Origin of the sequence: Arcobacter pernae (genome assembly GCF_049472135.1) — a bacterium.
GTDB lineage: Bacteria > Campylobacterota > Campylobacteria > Campylobacterales > Arcobacteraceae > Arcobacter_B.
The window spans coordinates 469,009-492,263 of sequence record NZ_JBMOVV010000001.1 but is presented as its reverse complement, the minus strand read 5'-3'; the positions used below and the strand labels follow the sequence as shown (position 1 = coordinate 492,263).

Sequence of the window (23,255 nt, the reverse complement as noted above, 5' to 3'; positions counted from 1 at the left end):
TTCTAAAGAAGCAGAAGTTTGTTCTAATGAAGCTGCTTGTTCATTTGCTTTTGTTGAAAGATTATGCATTGAGTTTCTCATGATTGATGAATTCTTCTCTAATCTCTCTCCATTCTCTAGGTTTGTTTTTGCATGATTTGCAAGAGTATCACCTAAAGTATTAATACTAGTCATTACTTCAAGCATATTATCTCTAATATCAAAAGGAATATCAATCTTTTTAGAAAAGTCATCATTTGCATATGAAGTTGAAGCATCTTTAATACTATTCATATTTCTTTCTAGAACATCTAGCATTTGATTAAGAGATTTTCTTAAAGCACTTACCATAAAGTTTGAAGAGTCTGATTTTACTCTACATTTAAAAATACCTTGTTCAACTTTGTTTAAAGTAAGAATAATCTCACCTAATACTTTCATATCTGCTTTTCTCATAGAATCAAAAGTATCGTAATACTCATTCATCTCATGTAAAATTAAACCTATTTCATCGTTCTTTATATACTTTGCTTTTTCAACAGAGTTAGAACGCATAAAGGTAAAATTAACTATGTCATTTAAATATTTCTTAAATCTATTTATTCCACCAACAATTCTATTTTTAGCTGCTGTTGTAGTATAGAAAATTAAAATACCAAAAACTATATTAATTGCAAAGATAGCTATTAAATCAGATGTCGTTATTATAGCTATTACACTTATACATGCAAACCCAATTTGAGTTAATATCATATTAACCCACAATCTTTTGTTAGTGTCCATATTTGTAAACATACTTTTTACCTTTAAAACTAAATGTCAGTTAGTTATTTTTGTTCTTAAATATTATTATAGTAAATTTTGGATAAAATATATACATGGAAAAAAGGATTATTTGTCAAAAATGCGTTAATTATTTTGTTACATGGGAGCAATCTAGGCCTCATGGTTGCAGGGCTTATAACTTTAAGTCAAAGCTAATACCATCAAGAGTGGTAAAAAATTCAAGTGGAACGGATTGTAACTTTTATCAACAAAAACAGTTTAAATAATTATTAATAACTAAAGTGATAACGTAAAATTAAACTTTCTTTTATATAAAATCTATTATTCATCGAACTTTAGATACTATTACAAAAATAAAACAACTTTATATTATTTAGGAGACACATTTGTTATATAAAGATTTAAAAGAGAGCATTAAATCACTTGGTTTTTTATCAATTGAGGATTTTGTGCAATATATAGGAGTAACTTCTTCTGATGTTTTAGAGTGGGAAGAAAAAGATCAAGTACCATATACTGTATCTTTAATCATTCACTTACTAAAAGGAGAAAAAGAGTTACCAAATAATGCTACATTAGATACTTTAGTAGAAGAGTGTTTACCTTTAGCAGAACTATTAGAAGAAGCTTCTTCATTCCCTCATAAATTAGAAGAAATGTTTTTATTACAAAAACAATTAAATGATTCTACAAATGGTAAAAACTGGGAATTAGGTAGAAATAAATTTGGAAAAGAAATAAACTGGCTTAGATGTATTCATATGGAAGTTGCAGAATTAATTGATTCAACTCCATGGAAACACTGGAAGAATATAGCTGCACAACCTGATATGAAAAATATTCATGTAGAGTTAGTTGATATTTGGCACTTCTTAATGTCATATATTTTACAAGAAACAAATGTACCAAAAGCTGTATCTTTAGTTAATACTCATTGTATTTATGAAGCTGTTGAAGAAATTGATGTAAAAGTTATGGTTAAAGAAGCTGAGAAACTATCATACATTGCTTTAGCAATTGAAACAAACAATATGCCTTCATTTAGTGGTGTAGAAAGATTTATTGACCAGTTCTTTAGATGTTGTAAAGTTTCTGGTTTATCATTTAACTGGCTTCAAAAGCTTTACATTGGTAAAAACTGTTTAAATAAATTTAGACAAGACAATGGTTATAAAGAAGGAACTTATATAAAAGAGTGGAATGGACAAGAAGATAATGTTGTTATGGTTTCACACTTAGAAAATATGGATAATGTAAGTTTTGAGATTTTATATAATAAATTAGAAGAGTCTTACAATAAATGTAAATAACTAAAATAGCTAAGAGTTATCTCTTAGCTATAATCATTTTTATAATCTACATAATGCCCTGCGTGTTTGATTAAACCTTGAACATCTTCATCTGTTAACTGTTTTACTACTTTTGCTGGACTACCCATAATTAAACTTTTTGGTGGGAATTTTTTACCTGAAGTAACTAAAGAATTAGCTCCAACAATAGAACCTTCACCAATAACAGCATCATCTAATACTGTAGCACTCATTCCAATTAAACAATTGTCTTCAATTTTACATCCATGTAACATAACCTTGTGTCCAATTGTAACATTGTCACCGATTATTGTAGAAGTATGTGTATCTGTATGGATCATAGATAAGTCTTGAATATTTGTATTTTTACCAATTCTAACTTTATTTACATCTGCTCTAATTACACATTGGAACCATACAGAAGAGTTTTCACCAATAACTACATCACCTATAATATCGGCACTTGGTGCAACCCATGCAGATGATTCTATTTTTGGATAATGCTCTTTAAATTTTAATATCATTTTACTTCCTAAATTTTTTTAGGATTATTATAACTTGTGATTTTTAAAAATGCAAATAAGAGTCTACTTATTTGCATCATATTTTAAAATTATTGGCTGGCTATAATTTGGTACATCATCGTATGTAAATATTGCATAATATTTATCAATATCCATAGCACCAAAATCGTCATAAGTATATTCATCCTTACCAGCATAAAGTTTTTGACCATCTTGTGATGAATATGGAGCTCTGAAAGGATTTTTTATAACTTTAACACCAACAAAATCTATATCAACAGGATTTTCCCATGTAAGCTTCACTTTTCCATTATCTTCAAAAAGTCTAGCATTTTTAACTTGTGCTAATGGGAATCTTCTTTTTGGAATATGTTCAATAATCAATTTTGGAGACAAAGAAATATTTTTTATTTCCCAAGATACTTTTTTGTCCTTAATTGCCTTTTTTGAAGAGGTAGGTTTTAAAACAAATGAAACACTAGTTTTTTCCCTTACCTTTTCATTTAGTGTCATTTCAGCAAAAGTATCAAACATAAAATATTGTGTTTGATTATTTTTAAGTTCCGTAGCACTTACATCATAACCAATATTTTGAATAATCTCTCTATTTGAGATACTGTTATAATCTTTTTCTATATTATCATCAACAAACTCAATATGAAACCTAATATCATCTTTTATATATATCTTTGTTGAGTTTAACTCAAAGTAAGCTTTAGTAATCATACTATTATCATAAGGTGGTAAAGATGCTAAATTAAACTCAAATACAGAATATATCTTTGAACCATTTTCATCAAAGCCAGCTGTTATTTCATCATCTTTTATTTCACTTTTACTTATAGTATTAATAGAAGTAGGGTATAAAGCTGTAATTTCAGGTTTTAGAGTATATGTTAATTCAATTCTTGGTCTATAAGGTAAGCCAAACCCAAATTTACCATAACCTATATCCCATTGCATCATTTGTCTTGATCTTCCTACTCTAAGCTCTTTTGGTCCTTCTACTCTTAATACAATTTTATCATTATGAATTGATTTTTTTAGATATTCACACTCCATAGCTGATAATTCCCAAGTTCTCCAAATTCCTTGAGTTAATTGATGTGATTGTGTAGGTCTACCAATATATTTAATTAGTTTCATATTTTCAACATCATCAAAATCTGTAATATCACCCATTTTTGTTTGATCAACTATTGCAACATTCCATTCACCATATTTTTCAATTGTTGTTGAAACTCTATTTATAGGATAAAGATTAAACTCTGCATGTTTAATCAATGCATTAGAAGGTAAAGATTTTACATTTATTGTTATAACTGCATAAGAAACACCTTTATTTTCATCAACACCAACAAATAAAGAGTTTACACCAAAATGCTTAGAGTTATCGTTTATATTTTCTGATACATAGCCTGTTTGTTTTTTTGAAGCATAAAAGGTTCTACTAAACTCATCATAATCAAGATGAGTTCTAATTTTAATTTGAGGACAATAGGGTGACTTTAAACCTGTTTTACTATTTACAGCTCTTATATTATAGTAATAATCTTTATTTGAAAAAAGATTTATATCATTAAAGTTAAGCTTTTGTGTTCTTGCAATTAGATTACTAGCATTACAAAAAGATTTATTTTTTAAACTTCTATAAACTTCAAAAAAAATGTCTTCACTTTTTTCATAGTCCCATTTAAGACTTACATGTGAAGAGCCAATCTCTATAACTTCAAATGACTCAACTCTTTTCAATGCATATTTACTATAATTTGGTACCTCATCAACAGCACTTAATAAAGCAGGGATATGCTCTCTTAGATGCTCATTCATATCATCCATATAATCACTTATATTCCTTGTACCAACTTCTACAACTGTAGAGATAATACCTTTTGAATAATAAAACTCTCTACCACTACCTGAAATAAGTTTTGCAGGTGGTTTACCTTGATGAATACCATACTCTCTTCTTGATACCTTTCTAATCTCTTCAGCCATATTTGCACATAATGTATTCATATCTGTTGTATCTATAGTATCTTCATGTCTAAAATCATGTGCAGGAAAAAATACATTTCCTTGACTGTGATAATCTAAAGAAACAGTTATATTCTCATGAGACTCTACAAAATCTTTTAGGGCTTGAGTTTCAGGTTCACTAAATGGTTCTGGCCCACCATATACATTTGATGTTGTTAAAGTTGACTTTACAAAACCAACTGGAAAATTTCTATTTAAATCAACACCATAAGTTCCATCAGCATTAACTCTTCTATTCTTTCTCCAAAAAGAAAAGTGATTTCTTGAATATTCATAACCATCTGGATTTGCACAAGGTACCATATAAATAGTAGTATTTTCCAAATAAGCTCTTATTTTTGGGTCACTATCATAATTTTCTAAAACATAAGTTGCAAACTCTATAGCTAATTCATGTCCTATCCACTCCCTTGCATGAATAGTTCCTGTATAAAATAATGCAGGTCTATTTAATGCAGTTTTTATATCTTTTGAAATTGTAATTAAATTTATATCTCTTTTTTCCCAAGTTTGACCTATTGATTCTAACTTAAAATAGTTTGGAAATTTTTTCTCTAACTCTTTAAATATTTCAGTGGACTGAGCATACGACCTATAAAGTTGTTTCAACTTATTCTCCTATTTTTAATCTTGACTTTAATTGAGCTAATTTATTCTTTCCAATCCCATCAATTTGTTTTAATTCATCTAAAGAACTAAATCCATTAATAGTATCTCTGAAATCTAAAATTATCTTTGCTAGTTTTGAGCCAATACCTTTAATTTTCTTTAGTGTATTTTCATCAGCACTATTTACATTAACTCTCATATCATCTATACTATCATCCCAAACTTTTAAAAGTTGTTCATCTATTGATTCTAATTCTAGTAAATCACTTGCATCTGTTACAATATTCTCTTTTAAATACTCTTGTATCTCTAAAGCTAGATCTTCTTCCATCCCATGAAGAGTCATAATATCAGTTAAAGATGCATAATTTAAATTTATTTTTTCTATACTAAACTCATTTTTAATAGGTTCTTTCTTTAACTCTTTTTTTATTGGTAAGTCCTTAGGATTAATAGAAGCAGGATAATCTAAATCATTGGAAGCTTCTGTAATTTCCATATCAAACTTATCTTCAGGATCATTAATATACCAAGTCCCATCACAAGATGGTTTATATTTACTAAAACCAATATGTCTCATAGTTCTAAGTAATGACGAGTCAATCTTTCCAAGTTCTTCCCAAGAGTATAAAGGAACATGAGGCATACCAAATCTTCCGTTTGAAAAGTCCCACATTAAATATTGACCAATCCAGTCTCTAATATAAGGAAAGGCTGCAAATGCAGTAGCACACTCTAAAATATAAGGTTTATCTGTTTTTGCATCAATTGCAATATCACAAGCCCAATACTCAGCTTTAGCAGCCTTACTTGCTTCTACAGCTAATTCTAATGCATTCATAGGAACATTTTCATATGACATTGAACCACCTTGAGAAGTATTAGTAATCCATTGACCAACTCCAGAGAATCTCCAAAATGCACATATGGGTTTATGTCCTATTAACATGATTCTTAAATCTCCAGAATATTTTAAATCAATTGCATCTTGTGTATAAATAGGATTATATTTTTTCTTTTCTAATAGTTTTTTAGCTTCTTTATAATTATCAGCTTTATGTACATAATAACCTCCATAGTTAGAAGGACCGTATGATCTTTTGATTATCTGAGGATACTTTGCCTTATTTTTTAAGTAATCAAAACCTTTCTCTTTATCATAAAAAATTTTTGTCTTTGGAATACTTAGATTGTTTTTCTCACAAAAAAGAGTTACATTCTCTTTTGATTTATTTGAAAACTGTGTTTGAAGTGATGGTACAAATCTAACATGAGGTAACTCTTTTGCAATCTCTACAAATGTATCATATGCTGTTGCAGGAATGTTCCCAATTAAGATATCAATCTTTTTTCTTTTAACCTCTTTGATGAATCTATCCTTATCATTTTTCCAATGATAAACAACTTCTTCTATTCTATCTGGCCAACCTTTGAAATTTGAATGATCAAAGAATCTTAAAACATAATCAAGATATAAAAATCCTAACTTTGGTAATTTCTGCATTATTTTCTCCCCTTAATTTATTTATTTTTTAGTTTTTCTATCAATTAAATCAACCATAATGTCAATTTTTTTATCGTTAAAATCAAGCCCCAATTTTTCTTGTTCTGGTGTTGCAAATGCTGGAATTCCATTTACTTCAAGAACTATGTACTCTTCTTTTTTTCTATCATAGATAATATCAACCCCTGCAATATCTAGTCCTGTAACCTTAACAGCTTTTAGTGCCAAATTGATTACATCTTCATTTGGTTCTCTTAAGAATACACTTCCTCCACTAGTTATATTAGTTCTCCAGTCATTACCACTTGCTTTTCGTCCATAACAACCAACAACTTGACCATCTACTACATCTATTCTATAATCAGTATTATCATAATCAATAAATTTTTCCACATAAAAATATCTTAAATGCATTTGATTTAAAAAAGGTATTAACATATCTAATGTTTCTGTATTTTCAATCTTTGTTAAACCAACACCACCCCAACCATCAGTTGGTTTATAAACCATTTTGTCCCATTTTTTAATAATTGATTTTAAATGATGTGTATCATCTCTATGACATAACTTATAATCAGCTGTTTGAATTTTATTATGTCTTAATAAAAATGCAGTGTGAAACTTGTCTTCTGTTAGTTCAAATGCTTTATAATCATTTATAGTTGGAATAACATGACTTAACGCTTTATATAAATACATTTGATATGTTGTTTGTTGACCTGCATTGTATGATAGAAATAAATCTAATTTATCTAGTTTAATTCCATCATAAAGGATATGGCCATTTTTAGCAATAGCATTTCTAAGATTTATATCAGTTATAACCTCTATATCTCTTTCGTTTAGTTTTTTAATTAATTTCTTTTGGATTTTATCTCCACCACCATTTTGGTATAACCAAATACCAACTTTCCTTTTTGACATTCTCTTCCTTCCTTATATTTATTGATTTTCTTGATAAAACTCTAAAATTGTTGTAACCATATTAATTCTTTGTTCAAAAGAACTTTTTAAAGCTCTCTCTTTTAAAGTATGATCACCATCTCCATATGGACCAAAACCATCTAATGTTATTACTCCACAACTAGAGACAATATTTGCATCACTTACACCACCTCTATGCTCTTTTGGGATTTTTAGATTAGTTAACTCTTCTAAAAATTTTAGATACTCTAATTGAGAAGAACTCTCTTCCATTACATCTCTTTGAATAACCCCATCAATATGACAAATGGTACCTGCAACAAAAGATTCTTTTGATATTTTTTCAATCTCTTTAACTACTCTTTGCTTTTCATCTTTTTTATCAAATCTAAACTCTAAACTCATTTCAAAGTAGGGTGACACAGTATTTATTCCAATACCACCTTCACACTTACCTACATTTACAATTGTTCCTTGTTCTAGATTTATTAGTTCGCTATACTTTTGAAGTTTGATTGCACCTTCAAGATTTGCATTAACTCCCTTTGTATAAGAAGTTCCTGCATGAGAAGCCTTACCATCAATTTTGATGATATATCTTCCTACACCTTTTCTTGAAGTTACTAACTCTAGATTTTTACCTGCTGCTTCAAAAACAAAACAATAATCATAATCTTTTGCAATACTTGATGTGACATGTTTAGAATCATCACTTCCTGTTTCTTCATCACTAACTAATAAAAAATCAATATTAAAGATTTGTCCATATTTTTTATGAATATTTCTAAGAGCTTGTAAGGCAACAATATTCCCGCCTTTCATGTCACAAACACCAGGTCCATAAACCCAAGAATCATCTTCTTTAAACTCTTCAAAATAATCTTTTGGAAAAACAGTATCATTATGTCCAAGTAATAAAATTTTTTTGCCAGTTTTTTTATGGGTGGATTTAAATAGTAAATGATCTCCAATTAACTCTCTTTTGTATACAGTTTTTGAAAATCCAATTTTTTCAAGCCAAGTAGCCATAATTTGCCCAACTTCATCAACACCTTTTTTATTAATAGTGTGTGAGTTTATTTTTACTATCTGTTTTAAGTCCTCTAAATAGGTCATTTATTTTCCACTTATTAAATTATAAAATCGTGGATGTAATTTAGCACAAGCTGGTTACAATTTGGATACTAGGAAAGATTAGTTTTTTGGTAGAATTTGTAGATAAAAAAAGGCATTTGTAAAAAATGCCTTTTTTATTTGAGAATTAAATACTATATGTATTTAATGTTATTAATTATTGTTTTTTTTGTTTTGACCAGAAATGATAAATCTTAATGCATTAAGTCTAATAAATCCTTCTGCATCTTTTTGATTATATACTTCATCTTCTTCAAAAGTAGAGTGTGCTTCAGAGAATAAAGATTTTTTAGACTCTCTTCCAACAACAATAACATTACCTTTGTAAAGTTTTAACTTAACAGTTCCCTCTACATTTTCTTGAGTTTTGTCAATTGCTGCTTGCATCATTTCTCTTTCAGGAGAGAACCAGTATCCTTGGTAAATTAATTTAGCATATTTAGGCATTAATTCATCTTTTAAATGAGCAGCTTCTCTATCTAAAGTAATTGATTCAATAGCTCTGTGAGCTTTTAACATGATAGTTCCACCTGGAGTTTCATAACAACCTCTAGCTTTCATACCAACATATCTATTTTCAACAATATCAATTCTTCCAATACCATGTTTATTTCCATATTGGTTTAATGTTTCTAAGATAGTTGCAGGTGACATTTCTTCACCATTAATTGCAATAGGGTCACCATTTTTGTATGAAATAGTAATGTATTCAGCTTCATCTGGTGCATTTTCAGGAGAGTTAGTCCATAACCACATTGCTTCTTCAGGCTCAGCATTTGGATTTTCTAAAGATAAACCTTCATAAGAGATGTGAAGTAAATTTGCATCCATTGAGTATGGAGAAACTGTAGGGTTACCATCAGCATCAATATGTTTTTGATCAATTTCAATTCCATGCTCTCTAGCATATGCTAATAATTTTTCTCTTGAGTTAAGATCCCATTCTCTCCATGGAGCAATAACAGTAATATCAGGATTTAAACCTAAGTATCCAAGCTCAAATCTAACTTGGTCATTACCTTTACCTGTTGCACCATGAGATACTGCATCTGCACCCATTTTATTAGCAATTTCAATTTGTTTTTTAGCAATTAAAGGTCTTGCAATAGAAGTACCTAATAAATACTCACCTTCATAAATTGCATTTGCTCTAAACATTGGGAATACGTAATCTTTTACAAACTCTTCTTTAATATCTAAAATAAAAATATTTTCTGGTTTAATTCCACAAGCTAAAGCTTTTTCTCTTGCTGGTTCAACTTCTTCACCTTGACCTAAATCAGCTGTGAAAGTAATAACTTCAGCATTGTACTCATCTTGAAGCCATTTTAAAATAGTAGAAGTGTCAAGCCCACCACTATAAGCTAATACTACTTTTTTAACATCTTTTTTACTCATTTAACTTATCCTATAATATGATTGTCATAAATTTTAAGCATATATTATACTCAATTATAACTATAAAATAATTTAAACATAAAATTAACCTTTACTTAATATAACTAACATAAAAAGCACTTTTAATAATAATTAGATATAATCTCACTTATGAGAATAGATAAATTTTTAAACGCAGTTAATATTACTAAAAGAAGAGCAGTTGCTGAAGATATGCTTGAACACAAAGTTGTTTTTATAAATGGGCAAGCTGTTAAAAAAGCCAAAGAAGTAAAAGTAGGGGATTTAATAGAGATTAAATACCTTGAAAGAAGTGATAAATTTGAAGTACTTCAAATACCAGCTTCAAAATCAACTCCTAAATCTAAAATGGAAGAGTACGTAAAAAAATTTGACTAGTTATTAAGTCTTTAAGTGATATGTTAAAAAAATAGAAGGATAAATATGTTTAATACAGCAAAATTAAAATTTGATGATATTTTTGAAAATAGATTACCACAAGAAGAGGTTAGAGACTATTTAATTGAGCTATACGAGAGAGGAGAAACTGCAGCAGAAATTGCAGGGGCTGCAAGTGCTATGAGAGATCACTTAATTCCTCTTCCTGTTCATTATAGTATTAAAGAAAAACTTATTGACAATTGTGGAACAGGAGGAGATAAATCAAACTCTTTTAATATCTCTACAACTGTATCAATACTATTAGCTGCTTGTGGATCTTATGTAGCTAAACATGGTAATAGAAGTATTACAAGTAAAAGTGGAAGTGCTGATATGCTTGAAGCTTTAGGAATTAACCTTGAAATGTCACTTGAAAACTCAGCAAAAATGCTTGAAGATGCAAATTTTTGTTTTATGTTTGCACAAAAACATCATCCTGCTATGAAATATATAATGCCTATTAGAAAATCAATCCCTCACAGAACTATATTTAATATTCTAGGGCCATTATCAAATCCTGCTACTGTATCAAAACAATTAATAGGTGTTTTTGATAAATCATATATTAATAAAATCGCATATGCCTTAGACATGCTTGACACAAAAAGATCAATTATTGTTTCATCAAAAGATGGAATGGATGAAGTTTCAATTTCTGATATTTCTTATGCTACTTCTCTTGTAAATGGTAAGATTGAAGACTTTGAAATAAACCCTGAAGATTATGGTTTAAAACTTGTACCAAAAGAGTATATAGTTGGTGGTGATGCAAAAGAGAATGCTATGACAACAAAAGCCATTTTATCAAATGAATTAATTGGACCAAAACTTGATATTGTTCTTATAAATGCAGCTGTTGCTTTAGTAGTAGATGAAAAAGCAAGAGATATTAAAGAAGGTATTGAAATAGCAAGAGATGTAATTCAAAGTGGTAAATCAAAAGCTAAACTAGAAGAATTAATTAAAATTTCAAATCAATTAAACTAATTGGATATAAAATTGGCAAAAGAGTTTGAATTAAAAGAAAATGAATTAGATAAGTTAATTTCTCATCTAAAAACCATCTTAGAAAATAAAGACTGTATTATTATCTTAAGAGGAGATTTAGCAAGTGGTAAAACAACCCTTGTTAAAAACTATGTAAAAAGTTTAGGATTAGATGATTTAGTAACATCTCCTACTTTTTCACTACAATCAATTTACTCAGATAAGATTTATCACTATGATGTTTATAATAAAACACTTGAAGAGTTTATATCACTTGGAATGCTAGAAGAGTTTGAAAAAGAGGGTCTTCATTTTGTTGAGTGGGGTGATAAAAAACTTCAAGAAATTTTAAATGAATATGGATATGAAGTTCTAGTAATAAATATAGAAAAAAAAGAGAATAAAAGGCTATATAAAATTGAATCATAAATTACATATTAAAGATATTAAAAAAAGTATTAAAAAAACTGAGATTTTACATGGTATTTCATTAGAAGTTAACTCAGGTGAGATTATTGGGCTTTTAGGACCAAATGGTGCAGGTAAAACAACTACATTTTATACTGTTTGTGGTCTTGTAAGACCTAGTTCTGGTGATGTGTATTTTGATGATAAAGAAATAACTCATTTGCCTTTACATAAAAGAGCTTTAAAAGGTATTGGTTATTTACCACAAGAATCTTCAATTTTTAAAGATTTATCAGTAGAAGATAATTTAATGCTAGCTGCACAAATTGTTACAGATGATAAAGAAGAACAGCACAAAAGAGTTGAAGAATTACTTGAAATATTTAATATTGAGCCAATTAGACAAAGAAAAGGTGTTTCTTTATCAGGAGGAGAGAGAAGAAGAACAGAGATAGCTAGAGCCCTTGTTTCTCATCCAAAATTCTTACTTCTTGATGAACCTTTTGCAGGAGTTGACCCTATTGCTGTAAAAGATATTCAAGAGATTATTTCACAACTAACTAAGATTAATATTGGTGTTTTAATTACAGACCATAATGTAAGAGAAACATTAGAGATTTGTGATAGAGCTTATGTTATGAAAGCAGGGGCTTTATTAGCAAGTGGTACAAGTGAAGAAATCAAAAATAACGATAAAGTAAGAGAACACTACTTAGGAGAAGACTTTAGTTTCTAAAGTCTTCTTAATGAATAACAACTTTATTTCTTCCAGTTTTTTTAGCTTCATATAAAGCTTCATCAGTTCTTGTTAGAAGACTATTTTCATCATCACCTTCTTTTAAAGAACTAATACCAAAACTAGCTGTTAATTTTAAATTTTTAGAGCTGAACTCTTTATCTTCAATTGCAACTCTTATTTTTTCTGCCACATTAAAAGAACCATCAGTTGAAGTTTCAGGAAGTAAGATTAAAAACTCTTCACCACCCCATCTAACAATAATATCATGTTCTCTAACATTTCCTAATACAACTTGTGCAATATCTTTTAGTACTTCATCCCCAATTTGGTGTCCATGCGTGTCATTTACATTTTTAAAGAAGTCAAGGTCGAAGATTATTAAAGATAAGTCATTTTTATATCTAAATCCTCTTCTAATCTCTTTTCCATAAATCTCTTTAAACTTATTTCTATTATTTAAACCTGTTAAAGGGTCATGGCTAGCTTGATATTCTAAAAGATTAGATTTTTCTTTTAACTCTGTAATATCAGTTAAAGATAGAACAAAATAGTTATCTTTTTCATCATAATTATCAATATTTACAGTAAAAATTCTTTCTTCATTTTCAGAGTTTTTCATTTTTACAACTCTATCAATTTCAGGAAGTTTTTTGATATAACTTATCCAGCACTCCTGCTTAATTAATAAATCTTTTGTAATAAAACCATACTCTTCTTGGAATAATTCATAAATATTAGCTGTTTTAGAACTAAACTCATCAATACTATTTACTTGGAAAAACTCTAAGAACTTTTTATTAACATTTGTTAAAGCATCATTATTAGTAACAATAACAATATTATCTTGTGCATCTAAAATAGACTTTAACTTTTGTACTTCTTGTTCTACTCTTGATTCCAAAGAAACATTTAATTGCTCTAATTCTCTCTTTAGAATAATTGGCTCTATTGCTTTTATCATACTTTCTACTAACTGATATAAATCAATAGGTTTCATAGCATAAGTATTAACACCAACATCAATAGCTCTTTTTAAGAAGTTTGGATCATTGTGTGCACTTGTGATTACAATAGGTATCTCTTTATTGATATCTTTAATTTGTGTACACATTTCAAGACCATCCATTTTAGGCATGTTTATATCAGAAACAATTAAATCAATCTCATTTGAATATTCTTTAAAAGTTTCTAAACCTTCTAAACCATTAGCAGCTGTATAGACTTTTTTTACCAATGAACCTAATAGTTTTGCTGTAAATTCTCTTACATCGTTTTCATCTTCTACATACAAAACAGAGATGTTCTCTAAAATCTCTTTATTCATTGTTCTCTCCTATAAATTCGTACAAATTAGGTTCAGCTATTGGTGCTGAGAAATAGTAACCTTGTGAATAGTCAGTTCCTAATTCTTTTATAATTTTAAAAATCTCTTCATTCTCTACAAATTCTGCAATTGTTTTTAAATTTAAATTCTTAGCAAATTCTACAATAGTTTTTGTTATTTTAAATGAGTTTTCATCAATTGCAATATTTTTAATTAAAGAAGCATCAATCTTTAAATAATCAACATTCATCTTTAATAAGTGTTCAAAATTAGAGTATCCACTTCCAAAATCATCAATTGCAACTTTACAACCTAAAGCTTTAATTTCATCAACAAAATTAATAAGTAACTCATAGTTTTTAACATTCTCATCCTCTAAAATTTCAAATACTACTTTATTTGAAACATTGTAAGTTTTTACCATTTCCTTAATAAAATCTAAAAAATCTGGTTCAACAATATCCTCATAAGATATATTTACAGAAAATTCAAATGGTAAATCTGAAAACTTTTTAAAAGATTTTTCAATAACAATTTTTGTAAGTTTTGTATATTGATTCGATTTTTTAGAAATATCTAAAAAGAAGAATGGAGAAATTACTTTTTCATCTTCATCAATAAGTCTCACTAAACACTCATATTTATCCACTTTCATAGTCTTATTATTAATAAGTGGTTGATAAAATACAACAATTTTATCATTATTAAATGCTGTTTTTAATTTTTTAGACCAAAGCATATTGTTTTCATACTCTTGAAATTTATCAAGTTCATCGTAAAATACTAAATAGTCTTTATGGTCTTTTTTCGCACTTTGTAGTGCAATATCTGCTGTAATTAATTTGTTGTTTTTATTTGAAAAAGAGATTCCAGCGGTAATTCTAACATCAATTTCATACTGTTCATAATAAAAGACTTTTTTATAAACTTCTTCGGATATATTTTGAACAATTTCTAAAAACTTATCTTGTTCTAAATTTGTATTAGTAATACAATAAGTATCAGCTGGGAACTTATATAATTTTAACTGTTCATAATCTTTTATACAACTATAAATTAATTCTCCAACACCTTTTAAAATATCATCTCCAATTCTATGCCCAAAGAAATCATTTATTTCTTTAAATGAGTTTATATCAAAGATTGAAATTGCATCAAGATTTAGTCGATTATGCTGTAAACTATCAATTAATTTAGCTCTATTAGGTAAAGAAGTTAAATTATCTGTGTATAAAAGATTATATAAATCATTCTTGTATTTAATTTCATGAGATATATCATTTAAAAGAATTATATTTGTTTGATTATGAGCTAAAAATATTTTTTGAATAGTAAAATATTTTTTTTCATCTTTATCAATAATACAAACTTTATTATCTTCTTTTTCAGTTATTGTAAGCCAATTGTCATCACCTTTTTTGATACAATCATTTTCATTTTCAAAAAGGTTAGATATTTTTGTATATTTGTTGTTTATTTCCTCTTCATTCTCACATGAAGTTAATTGGTTAAAGTATTGATTTGAAAAAATTACTGTTTTTCCATCAGTAAGAAAAAGAGGATTGTTAATATTATTTATTATTGAACTTGATAGTTCTTGCTCTTTTTTAAACTGAACATCCCTTACATGTAGACTATTATAGTGTTCAAGTTTGAAATATAACTCATCATAATCAATAGGAGACAAGATATAGTCATAATCTTTTTTAGATGTTTCATTATTGCAAATAAGTAATACAGCTATATCAAGCTGTCTACATCTTTGAGTAATTTGTTCATAGTTACTAATGTTAATATTTAATACTAATAAGTTCTTATTCTCTAAATTAAAAAGAACTTCTTTACTATTTGTTGAATAGTTTATAGTTATATCATTAGTATATTTTTTAATGTGCTGATTAAAACCTAAGTAATCCTCAAGGTTCTCATCAGCTATTAAGACATTAAAATGCATTCTTTACCTTAATGTTATTAGTTTTTATAGTTTTACATAAAAATACTTTAAAATTACTTTATATTCAGTACTTCCATGACAACTATCAATAAAAAATTATTTGTTAAATATTTTTAAAGCATTATTTAAATCTTCTTGCGTATCAATACCAAAAGATCTAGACTCTACTTGAACCATAGCAATATTATTTCCATTATCAATAGCTCTTAATTGCTCTAGTTTTTCAACTGATTCAAGCTTTGATGGATTTAACTTACAAAATGCATTAAGTGATTTTTTTGTAAACCCATAAATACCTAGGTGTCCATAATAACTTGAATTATCATAATGGTCTCTATGATATGGAACTTTAGCTCTTGAGAAATATATTGCATTTCCCAATTCATCTAAAACTACTTTTACATGATTTGGGTCATCTGCAAGCTCTGAACTAATTTTTTTATAACATGATGTAATCATTACATCTTCATCATTTTCAATAACAGTTTTTACTCTACTTATTACAGCTTCAACAACTTGTGTCTCAATAAAAGGTTCATCAGCTTGTACATTTACAATAATTTCATCTTCTGGTAAATTAAGTTTATTTACTGCTTCATTAATTCTATCTGTTCCACTTTGGTGGTCACTTGATGTCATAACAGCATCAAAACCATACTCTTTTGCAAGATTTACTACTTCTTCACTATCAGTTGCAATCACAACTTTATCAAGAGAGCTTACTTGTTTTGCAGTCTTAATAACCATTGGTAAGCCCATAATATCAACTAATATTTTATTTTCAAATCTACTAGAATTTAATCTTGCAGGTATAATAATCATTTCAATTCCTTATGTGTAAAACCTTATTTTTAGTGTATATATTATAATATAATATCTTTAAATACGACTATGAAAGAAGAAATTAATGAAAAAAACTATTACTGTTATTGATACATTTGGATTTTTATTTAGATCCTATTATGCTTTACCACCTTTAAAATCAAGAACTGGTTTTCCAACAGGATTACTAACTGGTTTTATGAACTTTATATCAAATATTGGTAAAGATTTTCAAACAGATTATTTAGTATTTGCATTAGATGCAAAAGGTAATACCTTTAGAAATGAAATATATCCAGAATATAAATCACATAGACCTGATGTGCCTGAAGATTTATTAGCTCAACTTCCTGTTGCAATTGATTGGATTGAAAAGATGGGCTTTAAAACTGCTATTAGAACTGGATTTGAAGCAGATGATATTATTGCATCAATCGCATATGATGCAAAGCAAAAAGATTTAGAAGTAAGAATTGTATCTCATGATAAAGATTTATACCAATTAATAGAAGATGACAAAATTTACTTATTTGACCCAATAAAAAAAGTTGTAATTAATGAAGAGAACTGTTATGCAAAATTTGGAGTAAAACCTGAACAGTTTACTGATTACCAATCACTTTTAGGGGATAGCGCTGATAATGTTCCTGGAGTAAAAGGTGTTGGTGCTAAAACTGCTGAAGCTTTAATAAAAGAGTATGGTACGCTTGAAAACATCTATGATAACTTAGAGAATATTGAGAAAAAAAGATGGAAAACTTTACTTACAGAAGGTAAAGAGATGGCTTTTGTTTCAAAACAATTAGTTACTTTAAGTCAAGATTGTCATTGTATTGATAATTTAGAAGAGTTTACATTACCTGAAGAAAATCCAATTTTAAAAATAGCTGATATATTAAATGATTATGATATGAATAGAATAATTGATAGGGTAAATAAAAATGGATTAAACTATAAAACAAAAATACCTGAACCAAAAGTAAAAGAGAATTATGAGTATATTTTACTTGATAATGAAACAAAACTTTTTGAAGTAATCAACTCAATTCCAAAAGACTCTATCGTTGCTTTTGATACAGAAACAACTGATATAGATGCAAAAAATGCAAAAATTGTTGGTTTTTCTTTTGCATATGAAACAAATAAAGCTTATTATGTACCAATTTCACACTTCTATTTAGGAGTAGGGGAGCAAGTAAGCCTAGAGAGTTCAAAAAAGGCTATTGAAAAATTAAATGAATTTAAATTAGTTTTACAAAACTTCAAATACGATTATGTGATTGTAAAAGAAAATCTGAATATTGAATTAAACTTATATGCTGATACTATGATTTTATCTTGGCTATTAGATACAGCTGATAAGTTAGGCTTAGATTATCAAATTGATAGATATTTTGAACATAAAATGATTGCATATAAAGATGTAGTAAAAAAAGGTGAAAACTTTTCAAATGTAAATATTGAAGAGGCTTGTAACTACGCTGCGGAAGATGCTCTTATGACACTAAAGCTTTTCAATAAACAATTAGAACTATTTAAAGATGAAGAAAATAGTGAACTTTTAGATATTGCTTTTAAATATGAATTTGATTTTATTAAAGTTTTAGTAAATATGGAAAATAATGGGATAAAAGTTGATCCAAAAATTCTTGAAGAGCTAAAAGAAAAAAATAGTATTCATCTAGTTGAATTAACAGAAAAAATTTATAAACTAGCTGGTGTTGAATTTAATATTAACTCACCTAAACAATTAGGTGGTATTTTATTTGAGACATTACAACTTCCAGTAGTTAAAAAAACAAAATCAGGATACAGTACAAATGAAGTTGTTTTACATAAATTAATTGATGAACATGAAATCATTCCTTTATTATTAGAGTATAGAGAAGCTCATAAATTACAATCAACATATCTTGAGCCTTTATTAAAACTTTCACTTGAAAATGAATTTAATAAAATTCATACTTCATTTTTACAAACAGGGACAGCAACAGGAAGATTAAGTTCGAAAAATCCAAACTTACAAAATATTCCTGTAAGAAGTAATGTTGGAAATCAAATAAGAAACGCTTTTATTCCTCAGGATGGATATAAACTTGTAGGTATTGACTACTCTCAAATTGAGCTAAGACTTCTTGCTCATTTTAGTGAAGATGAAGCATTAGTTGAAGCATTTAATCATGACCTAGATATTCACAGACAAACTGCTGTTAAAATTTTTGGTGAAGAAGAAGCTGATGCAAAAAGATCAATTGCAAAATCAATTAACTTTGGTTTATTATATGGAATGGGTTCTAAAAAGCTAGGTGATACTTTAGGTATTCCTGCTAAAGAAGCAAAAGTTTATATAGAGTCATATTTTGAAGCCTTCAAAAATGTAAAAGAGTATTTAAAATCAATTGAAGATTTTGCTTTTGAAAATGGTTATGTAAAAACATTAATTAATAGAAAAAGACTTTTTGATTTCAATTCAGCAAATGGTATGCAAAAAGCTGCATATTTAAGAGAATCTGTTAATACACTTTTCCAAGGAAGTGCAGCAGATTTAATTAAATTATCAATGCTTGAAATCCATAAAAAATATAAAAATAATGAAAACATACGAATGTTGTTACAAATACATGATGAACTTATTTTTGAAGTAAAAGAAGAAGAAATTGAAAAAATAACTTCAGATTTAGCACAAATAATGGAAAATATATATAAATTAAAAATTCCTCTAAAAGTCTCTACATGCGTAGGAGAGTCATGGAAAAGTTTAAAATAACCTTAATTATTACTTAAATTAATAAAAATTATAATATTTATTTTGACATGTAAAGAAATATTTGTTATTATTATATTGAAAATTAATACATAAAGAGTAATAACATGTTAAAGACAGTAAGAAATATAAGAAAACTATACAACGCTAAGTTACTTTTTATTAGTGCTGATGAGAATGTACATCAGACTATAGAAAATGAATTTGACGAATATTTCAAGGAATTGAAAATTGCAAAAAATTTAGAAGAAGCTATTCAATTAGCTACTTCTAGTACTTATGATATGGCTGTTATTGATACAAACATTGAAGGTGTTTCATTTTCAGAATTATGTAATGAACTTTCTGAAGTTGCACCTACTTTACCAAAAATAATTATTTCAGATTCAGATGAAAATGAAAATATTGTTACTGCTATAAATAATGGAGCTTACACTTTCTTATCTAAGCCTTTAAGAGCTAAAGATATTAAACTAGCTGTAATTATGTGTCTTAACCAAACAAAAAGAGGTGACAAAATCGAGTTTGATCATGGAATTTATTTTGATGAATACAGAGATCAATTCTTCAAAGCTGGTGGTGTTCTAATTGAATTTACTAGACTTGAAAAATCTTTCTTAAAACTTTTAATTTCTAAAAGAAATGAAATTGTTGACTATGATTTAATTAAAGAAGTAGTTTGGAAAGGTAAAGATATGTCAATTTACACTATGAGAAATATTGTAAATAAAGTTAGACAAAAAACTTATTATGAAATAGTAAAAAATCATTCAAATAAGGGATATACAATAGATAATCTTAAAAAATAAGATTATCTATTTACAAACGTTAATAAAAAAGTTATAATATGCAAGAAGAACTTATAGTATCAAAGGAAGAGTTAATCAAACTTTTCGATGAAGAAATAATAAAAGATACAGGAAAAGGTTGGCTTATGGAAGATAAGGAAGTGGATATTATAGCTCTACATGAAATTGATCCAAAATTCTTACAAGATGTCACCAAAGCAAAGTTCTACAAATTAATTCAAAAAGGTAATAAATAATGTCGCATTGTCCATACTGCAAAAAGAAAATTGCTATGAGCAAAGCTTTTTGTTCAAGAAGCTGTAAAGAGAACTATTTTCAATTAATAGCTATACAAATTCCAAGACCATTCTTAAAAAGAATTTTTGTATTTTGTACACCAGAACAAAGAGAAGCTGAAATAGAAAATTTTGCTAATAGACATGGATGGAGATTAGATTTATTAAAAAAGAAGATAGACGAATTAGCTATTGAATCTGGTTATATTGAAGAAAATAGTTAATCCTAACTATTTCCTTTTTCTATCTTTTATTTAAATTTCCACTTTTTAAAACTACATAAAAAACTATACAAATCAGTGCAAAAAGCCCTGAAATAAGCATTCCCATAGTAAGCCAATTGCTATAAATGAATCCTAACTGAATATCTGGTTGCCTGAAAAACTCTGCTATTATTCTCATAATAGAATAAAGAACACCATACATTATTGCTAATTGCCCATCAAAAGTTTTTCTATTTCTAAAATAAACTAAGACTACAAATACTAAAATTCCTTCTAAAAATGCTTCATATAATTGAGATGGATGTCTTAATATTCCATCAACATATATACCCCAAGAAACATCTGTAGCTCTACCAACTAACTCTTGATTTACAAAGTTACCAATTCTTCCAAATACATATGCAGCAGAAATTCCTAAAACAGAAATATCAGCTAAAAACCAGAAAGAGACTTTATTTCTTCTACAGAATAGATATGAAGCAATAATAAATCCAATAAATGCACCATGATAACTCATACCTGCAATTCCAACAAATACACCATCTACAAAAGGATTAAATATTTGCCATGGATGTGTTAGATAATACATTGTATTAGTATCATAAAAAAGAATATATCCTAATCTTGCACCTAAAATTACACCTATTTCAACCCACCAAATATAAGAATCAAATAGTTCATTTGAAATTGGTAATTTATCTTTTTTTATAAACCATTTTGCAACAAAAATAGCTGAAAGTAGGGCAAGGGCATACATAATTCCATACCAATGTACAGATATTCCTGCGACATTAAATGCCACAGGATCAAAATTTGAGTATATATTTTGCCACTCTTGCATTATTAATCTAATGCCTCTGCAATTAACTCAATAGGATTTTTAAATACAACTTCTTGCACATCTGCTTGATGTAAAGAGTTAGTAATTTGCATTCTACATGCACTACACTCAGCACTTACAATCTGAGCTTTAGTTTCTTTAATCATTGCAGCTTTTGGAAGTCCAGCAGCTTTAGCAAACTCATATTTTTCAGTTTGCATAGTAACTCCACCAAATCCACAACATCTATTTGAATCACTCATTTCAGTTAATACATAGTTTTGTTTTAAAAGATTTCTTGGTTCTTGCCAAACACCTTGCATCTTTTTAGCGTGACAAGGATCATGGTAAGTTACTACATCTTCCATTTTCTTATTAGATTTTGCAAGTAAATCTTTTAATTCAGTATTATTCTCTAACCATTTTGTAGCCATAAATACTTTTTTAGAGATTTTTTGTGCTCTTGCTTTCCATTCTGGTTGATCATGTAAATAGTGTTCCCAATCTTGGTTAATCATTGCTGAACATGTAGCTTCTGGAATAATAATCGCATCTACTTCATCAATCCATGATTCAAAGTACTCAATATTGTATTTAGTTAAATAATCAACTGTATCAAAAGCACCTGTAAAATACGCAGGAGCTCCACAACACTTTTGTTTTTTTGGAATAAAGATATCAAGTTCAAGTCTCTTTAAAATTTTAACTAGTGAGTCTCCAGTATTTGTATAAGTATAGTTACTCATACAACCAATGAAAATTGCAACTTTATTTTTCTTATCTTCTTCTACTTTTTTATGTTTTGCAAAAATATTCTCTGGATATTTTCTTAAAAAACTTCTCATATCAGCAAAAGGTAATGCTCTATCTTTTTTTACAATAGGTAAAGAAAATCTTGGAAGTGCAGATTGTTTAGCTTTATCAATTTTTAATGCACACGTTTGGAACATCCAACCTAAAGATGATAATAAATCCATTGTTTTTCTATGTCTTAGTAAATAAAAGAATAATCTCTTATACCAAGCAATTCCATATTTCTTCGCTATATCAGATCTAACTTGTTCAATAACCATATCTGTTGGTAAGTCATTTGGACATGCTTCAACGCAGTTTGTACACAAGAAACATGATTCAAATATATTTTTTGCATTTTCATCTAGCTCTAATTGATCTTTTTCATAAGCACCAAGTAAGTCAATAAAACCTCTAGGAGAAGTAGCTTCATCTTGATTAATATTAAAGATTGTACATACTGGCTTACATTTTCCACATTTTACACAATCATCTGCAATAGCAGAATAATTAAATTTATTTGTTGACACTTTTAATAACCCTTAGTAAATTTAAAATTTATTTATAATATTTAATATAATAAGCTATATAATATACAATAATTCATGTTAAAAACCTATAAATAGTAGCATTAAAGTCGCATTGTAGTATGATTAAGACAATTTAATAAATTGTCTGTTTTAAAGGA

21 protein-coding genes are annotated in these 23,255 nt (G+C 27.8%); 9 read left to right on the top strand and 12 right to left on the bottom strand.

Annotated elements, in window-relative coordinates; translation table 11 throughout:
* The coding region (locus tag ACH5BF_RS02475; RefSeq protein WP_490372047.1) for a methyl-accepting chemotaxis protein at positions 1–774 on the bottom strand (774 nt) is incomplete at its 3' end.
* A 377-nt stretch (positions 775–1,151) separates the two neighbouring features.
* Here ACH5BF_RS02475 and ACH5BF_RS02470 point away from each other — a divergent pair.
* The gene (locus ACH5BF_RS02470; protein ID WP_423272437.1) at positions 1,152–2,075 is read left to right on the top strand and encodes a dUTP diphosphatase; all 924 of its coding nucleotides are present in this window, start codon (positions 1,152–1,154) and stop codon (positions 2,073–2,075) included.
* A 23-nt stretch (positions 2,076–2,098) separates the two neighbouring features.
* Here ACH5BF_RS02470 and ACH5BF_RS02465 read toward each other — a convergent pair whose 3' ends face one another.
* The 6 genes from ACH5BF_RS02465 to ACH5BF_RS02440 form a co-directional block, all read right to left on the bottom strand.
* A complete protein-coding gene (locus tag ACH5BF_RS02465; RefSeq protein WP_423272435.1) occupies positions 2,099–2,599 on the bottom strand; it encodes a gamma carbonic anhydrase family protein in 501 nt (166 codons plus the stop codon).
* A 63-nt stretch (positions 2,600–2,662) separates the two neighbouring features.
* Entirely contained in the window at positions 2,663–5,248 is a 2,586-nt protein-coding gene (locus tag ACH5BF_RS02460) for a M14 family zinc carboxypeptidase (protein WP_423272434.1), read from the bottom strand.
* 1 nt (position 5,249) lies between these two features.
* Positions 5,250–6,752 carry a helix-hairpin-helix domain-containing protein gene (locus ACH5BF_RS02455; protein WP_423272432.1) on the bottom strand — a complete coding sequence of 501 codons (1,503 nt, stop codon included), beginning with the start codon at positions 6,750–6,752 and terminating at the stop codon, positions 5,250–5,252.
* Positions 6,753–6,773: 21 nt separating this feature from the next.
* Positions 6,774–7,676 carry an ATP-grasp domain-containing protein gene (locus ACH5BF_RS02450; protein ID WP_423272431.1) on the bottom strand — a complete coding sequence of 301 codons (903 nt, stop codon included), beginning with the start codon at positions 7,674–7,676 and terminating at the stop codon, positions 6,774–6,776.
* 18 nt (positions 7,677–7,694) lie between these two features.
* Complete coding sequence (locus ACH5BF_RS02445) at positions 7,695–8,792, bottom strand: M20 family metallopeptidase (protein WP_423272430.1); 1,098 nt, start codon at positions 8,790–8,792, stop codon at positions 7,695–7,697.
* A gap of 171 nt (positions 8,793–8,963) precedes the next feature.
* Complete coding sequence (locus ACH5BF_RS02440) at positions 8,964–10,208, bottom strand: argininosuccinate synthase (RefSeq protein WP_423272428.1); 1,245 nt, start codon at positions 10,206–10,208, stop codon at positions 8,964–8,966.
* 150 nt (positions 10,209–10,358) lie between these two features.
* Here ACH5BF_RS02440 and ACH5BF_RS02435 point away from each other — a divergent pair, with 150 nt between their 5' ends.
* Genes ACH5BF_RS02435 through lptB form a run of 4 tightly spaced genes read left to right on the top strand, consistent with a single transcriptional unit; the run spans position 10,359 to position 12,780 of the window.
* A complete protein-coding gene (locus ACH5BF_RS02435) occupies positions 10,359–10,607 on the top strand; it encodes a S4 domain-containing protein (RefSeq protein WP_423272427.1) in 249 nt (82 codons plus the stop codon).
* 45 nt (positions 10,608–10,652) lie between these two features.
* Positions 10,653–11,636: an anthranilate phosphoribosyltransferase gene (gene trpD, locus ACH5BF_RS02430; RefSeq protein ID WP_423272426.1), complete on the top strand. Its 984-nt coding sequence runs from the start codon at positions 10,653–10,655 to the stop codon at positions 11,634–11,636.
* A 12-nt stretch (positions 11,637–11,648) separates the two neighbouring features.
* Positions 11,649–12,065, top strand: coding sequence for a tRNA (adenosine(37)-N6)-threonylcarbamoyltransferase complex ATPase subunit type 1 TsaE (tsaE, locus tag ACH5BF_RS02425; protein WP_423272425.1), 417 nt, complete (start codon positions 11,649–11,651; stop codon positions 12,063–12,065).
* A complete protein-coding gene (gene lptB, locus ACH5BF_RS02420) occupies positions 12,055–12,780 on the top strand; it encodes an LPS export ABC transporter ATP-binding protein (RefSeq protein WP_423272424.1) in 726 nt (241 codons plus the stop codon). The genes tsaE and lptB overlap by 11 nt, the downstream gene beginning before the upstream one ends.
* Positions 12,781–12,787: 7 nt before the next feature.
* Here the strand turns inward: lptB and ACH5BF_RS02415 are convergent, their stop codons facing one another.
* From ACH5BF_RS02415 to kdsB, 3 genes are all read right to left on the bottom strand, one after another.
* Positions 12,788–14,107, bottom strand: a complete 1,320-nt coding sequence (locus ACH5BF_RS02415) for a GGDEF domain-containing response regulator (RefSeq protein ID WP_423272423.1) — start codon at positions 14,105–14,107, stop codon at positions 12,788–12,790.
* A complete protein-coding gene (locus ACH5BF_RS02410) occupies positions 14,100–16,061 on the bottom strand; it encodes an EAL domain-containing protein (RefSeq protein WP_423272422.1) in 1,962 nt (653 codons plus the stop codon). Before ACH5BF_RS02410 ends, ACH5BF_RS02415 begins: the two co-directional genes overlap by 8 nt.
* Before the next feature lie 96 nt (positions 16,062–16,157).
* Positions 16,158–16,883 carry a 3-deoxy-manno-octulosonate cytidylyltransferase gene (gene kdsB / locus ACH5BF_RS02405; protein WP_423272421.1) on the bottom strand — a complete coding sequence of 242 codons (726 nt, stop codon included), beginning with the start codon at positions 16,881–16,883 and terminating at the stop codon, positions 16,158–16,160.
* 85 nt (positions 16,884–16,968) lie between these two features.
* Between kdsB and polA the strand changes: the two genes are divergently transcribed.
* The 4 genes from polA (at position 16,969) to ACH5BF_RS02385 (ending at position 20,955) form a co-directional block, all read left to right on the top strand.
* Positions 16,969–19,650: a DNA polymerase I gene (polA, locus tag ACH5BF_RS02400; RefSeq protein WP_423272420.1), complete on the top strand. Its 2,682-nt coding sequence runs from the start codon at positions 16,969–16,971 to the stop codon at positions 19,648–19,650.
* 104 nt (positions 19,651–19,754) lie between these two features.
* Positions 19,755–20,456: a response regulator transcription factor gene (locus ACH5BF_RS02395; protein WP_423272419.1), complete on the top strand. Its 702-nt coding sequence runs from the start codon at positions 19,755–19,757 to the stop codon at positions 20,454–20,456.
* A 38-nt stretch (positions 20,457–20,494) separates the two neighbouring features.
* Positions 20,495–20,692, top strand: a complete 198-nt coding sequence (locus ACH5BF_RS02390) for a hypothetical protein (RefSeq protein ID WP_423272418.1) — start codon at positions 20,495–20,497, stop codon at positions 20,690–20,692.
* A gap of 35 nt (positions 20,693–20,727) precedes the next feature.
* A complete protein-coding gene (locus ACH5BF_RS02385; protein ID WP_423272417.1) occupies positions 20,728–20,955 on the top strand; it encodes a hypothetical protein in 228 nt (75 codons plus the stop codon).
* Positions 20,956–20,974: 19 nt separating this feature from the next.
* On the opposite strand, the gene lgt is transcribed toward ACH5BF_RS02385, so the two are convergent.
* Positions 20,975–21,796, bottom strand: coding sequence for a prolipoprotein diacylglyceryl transferase (gene lgt, locus ACH5BF_RS02380; protein WP_423272416.1), 822 nt, complete (start codon positions 21,794–21,796; stop codon positions 20,975–20,977).
* A 2-nt stretch (positions 21,797–21,798) separates the two neighbouring features.
* Positions 21,799–23,097, bottom strand: coding sequence for a (Fe-S)-binding protein (locus tag ACH5BF_RS02375; protein ID WP_423272415.1), 1,299 nt, complete (start codon positions 23,095–23,097; stop codon positions 21,799–21,801).
* Positions 23,098–23,255 lie beyond the last annotated feature (158 nt).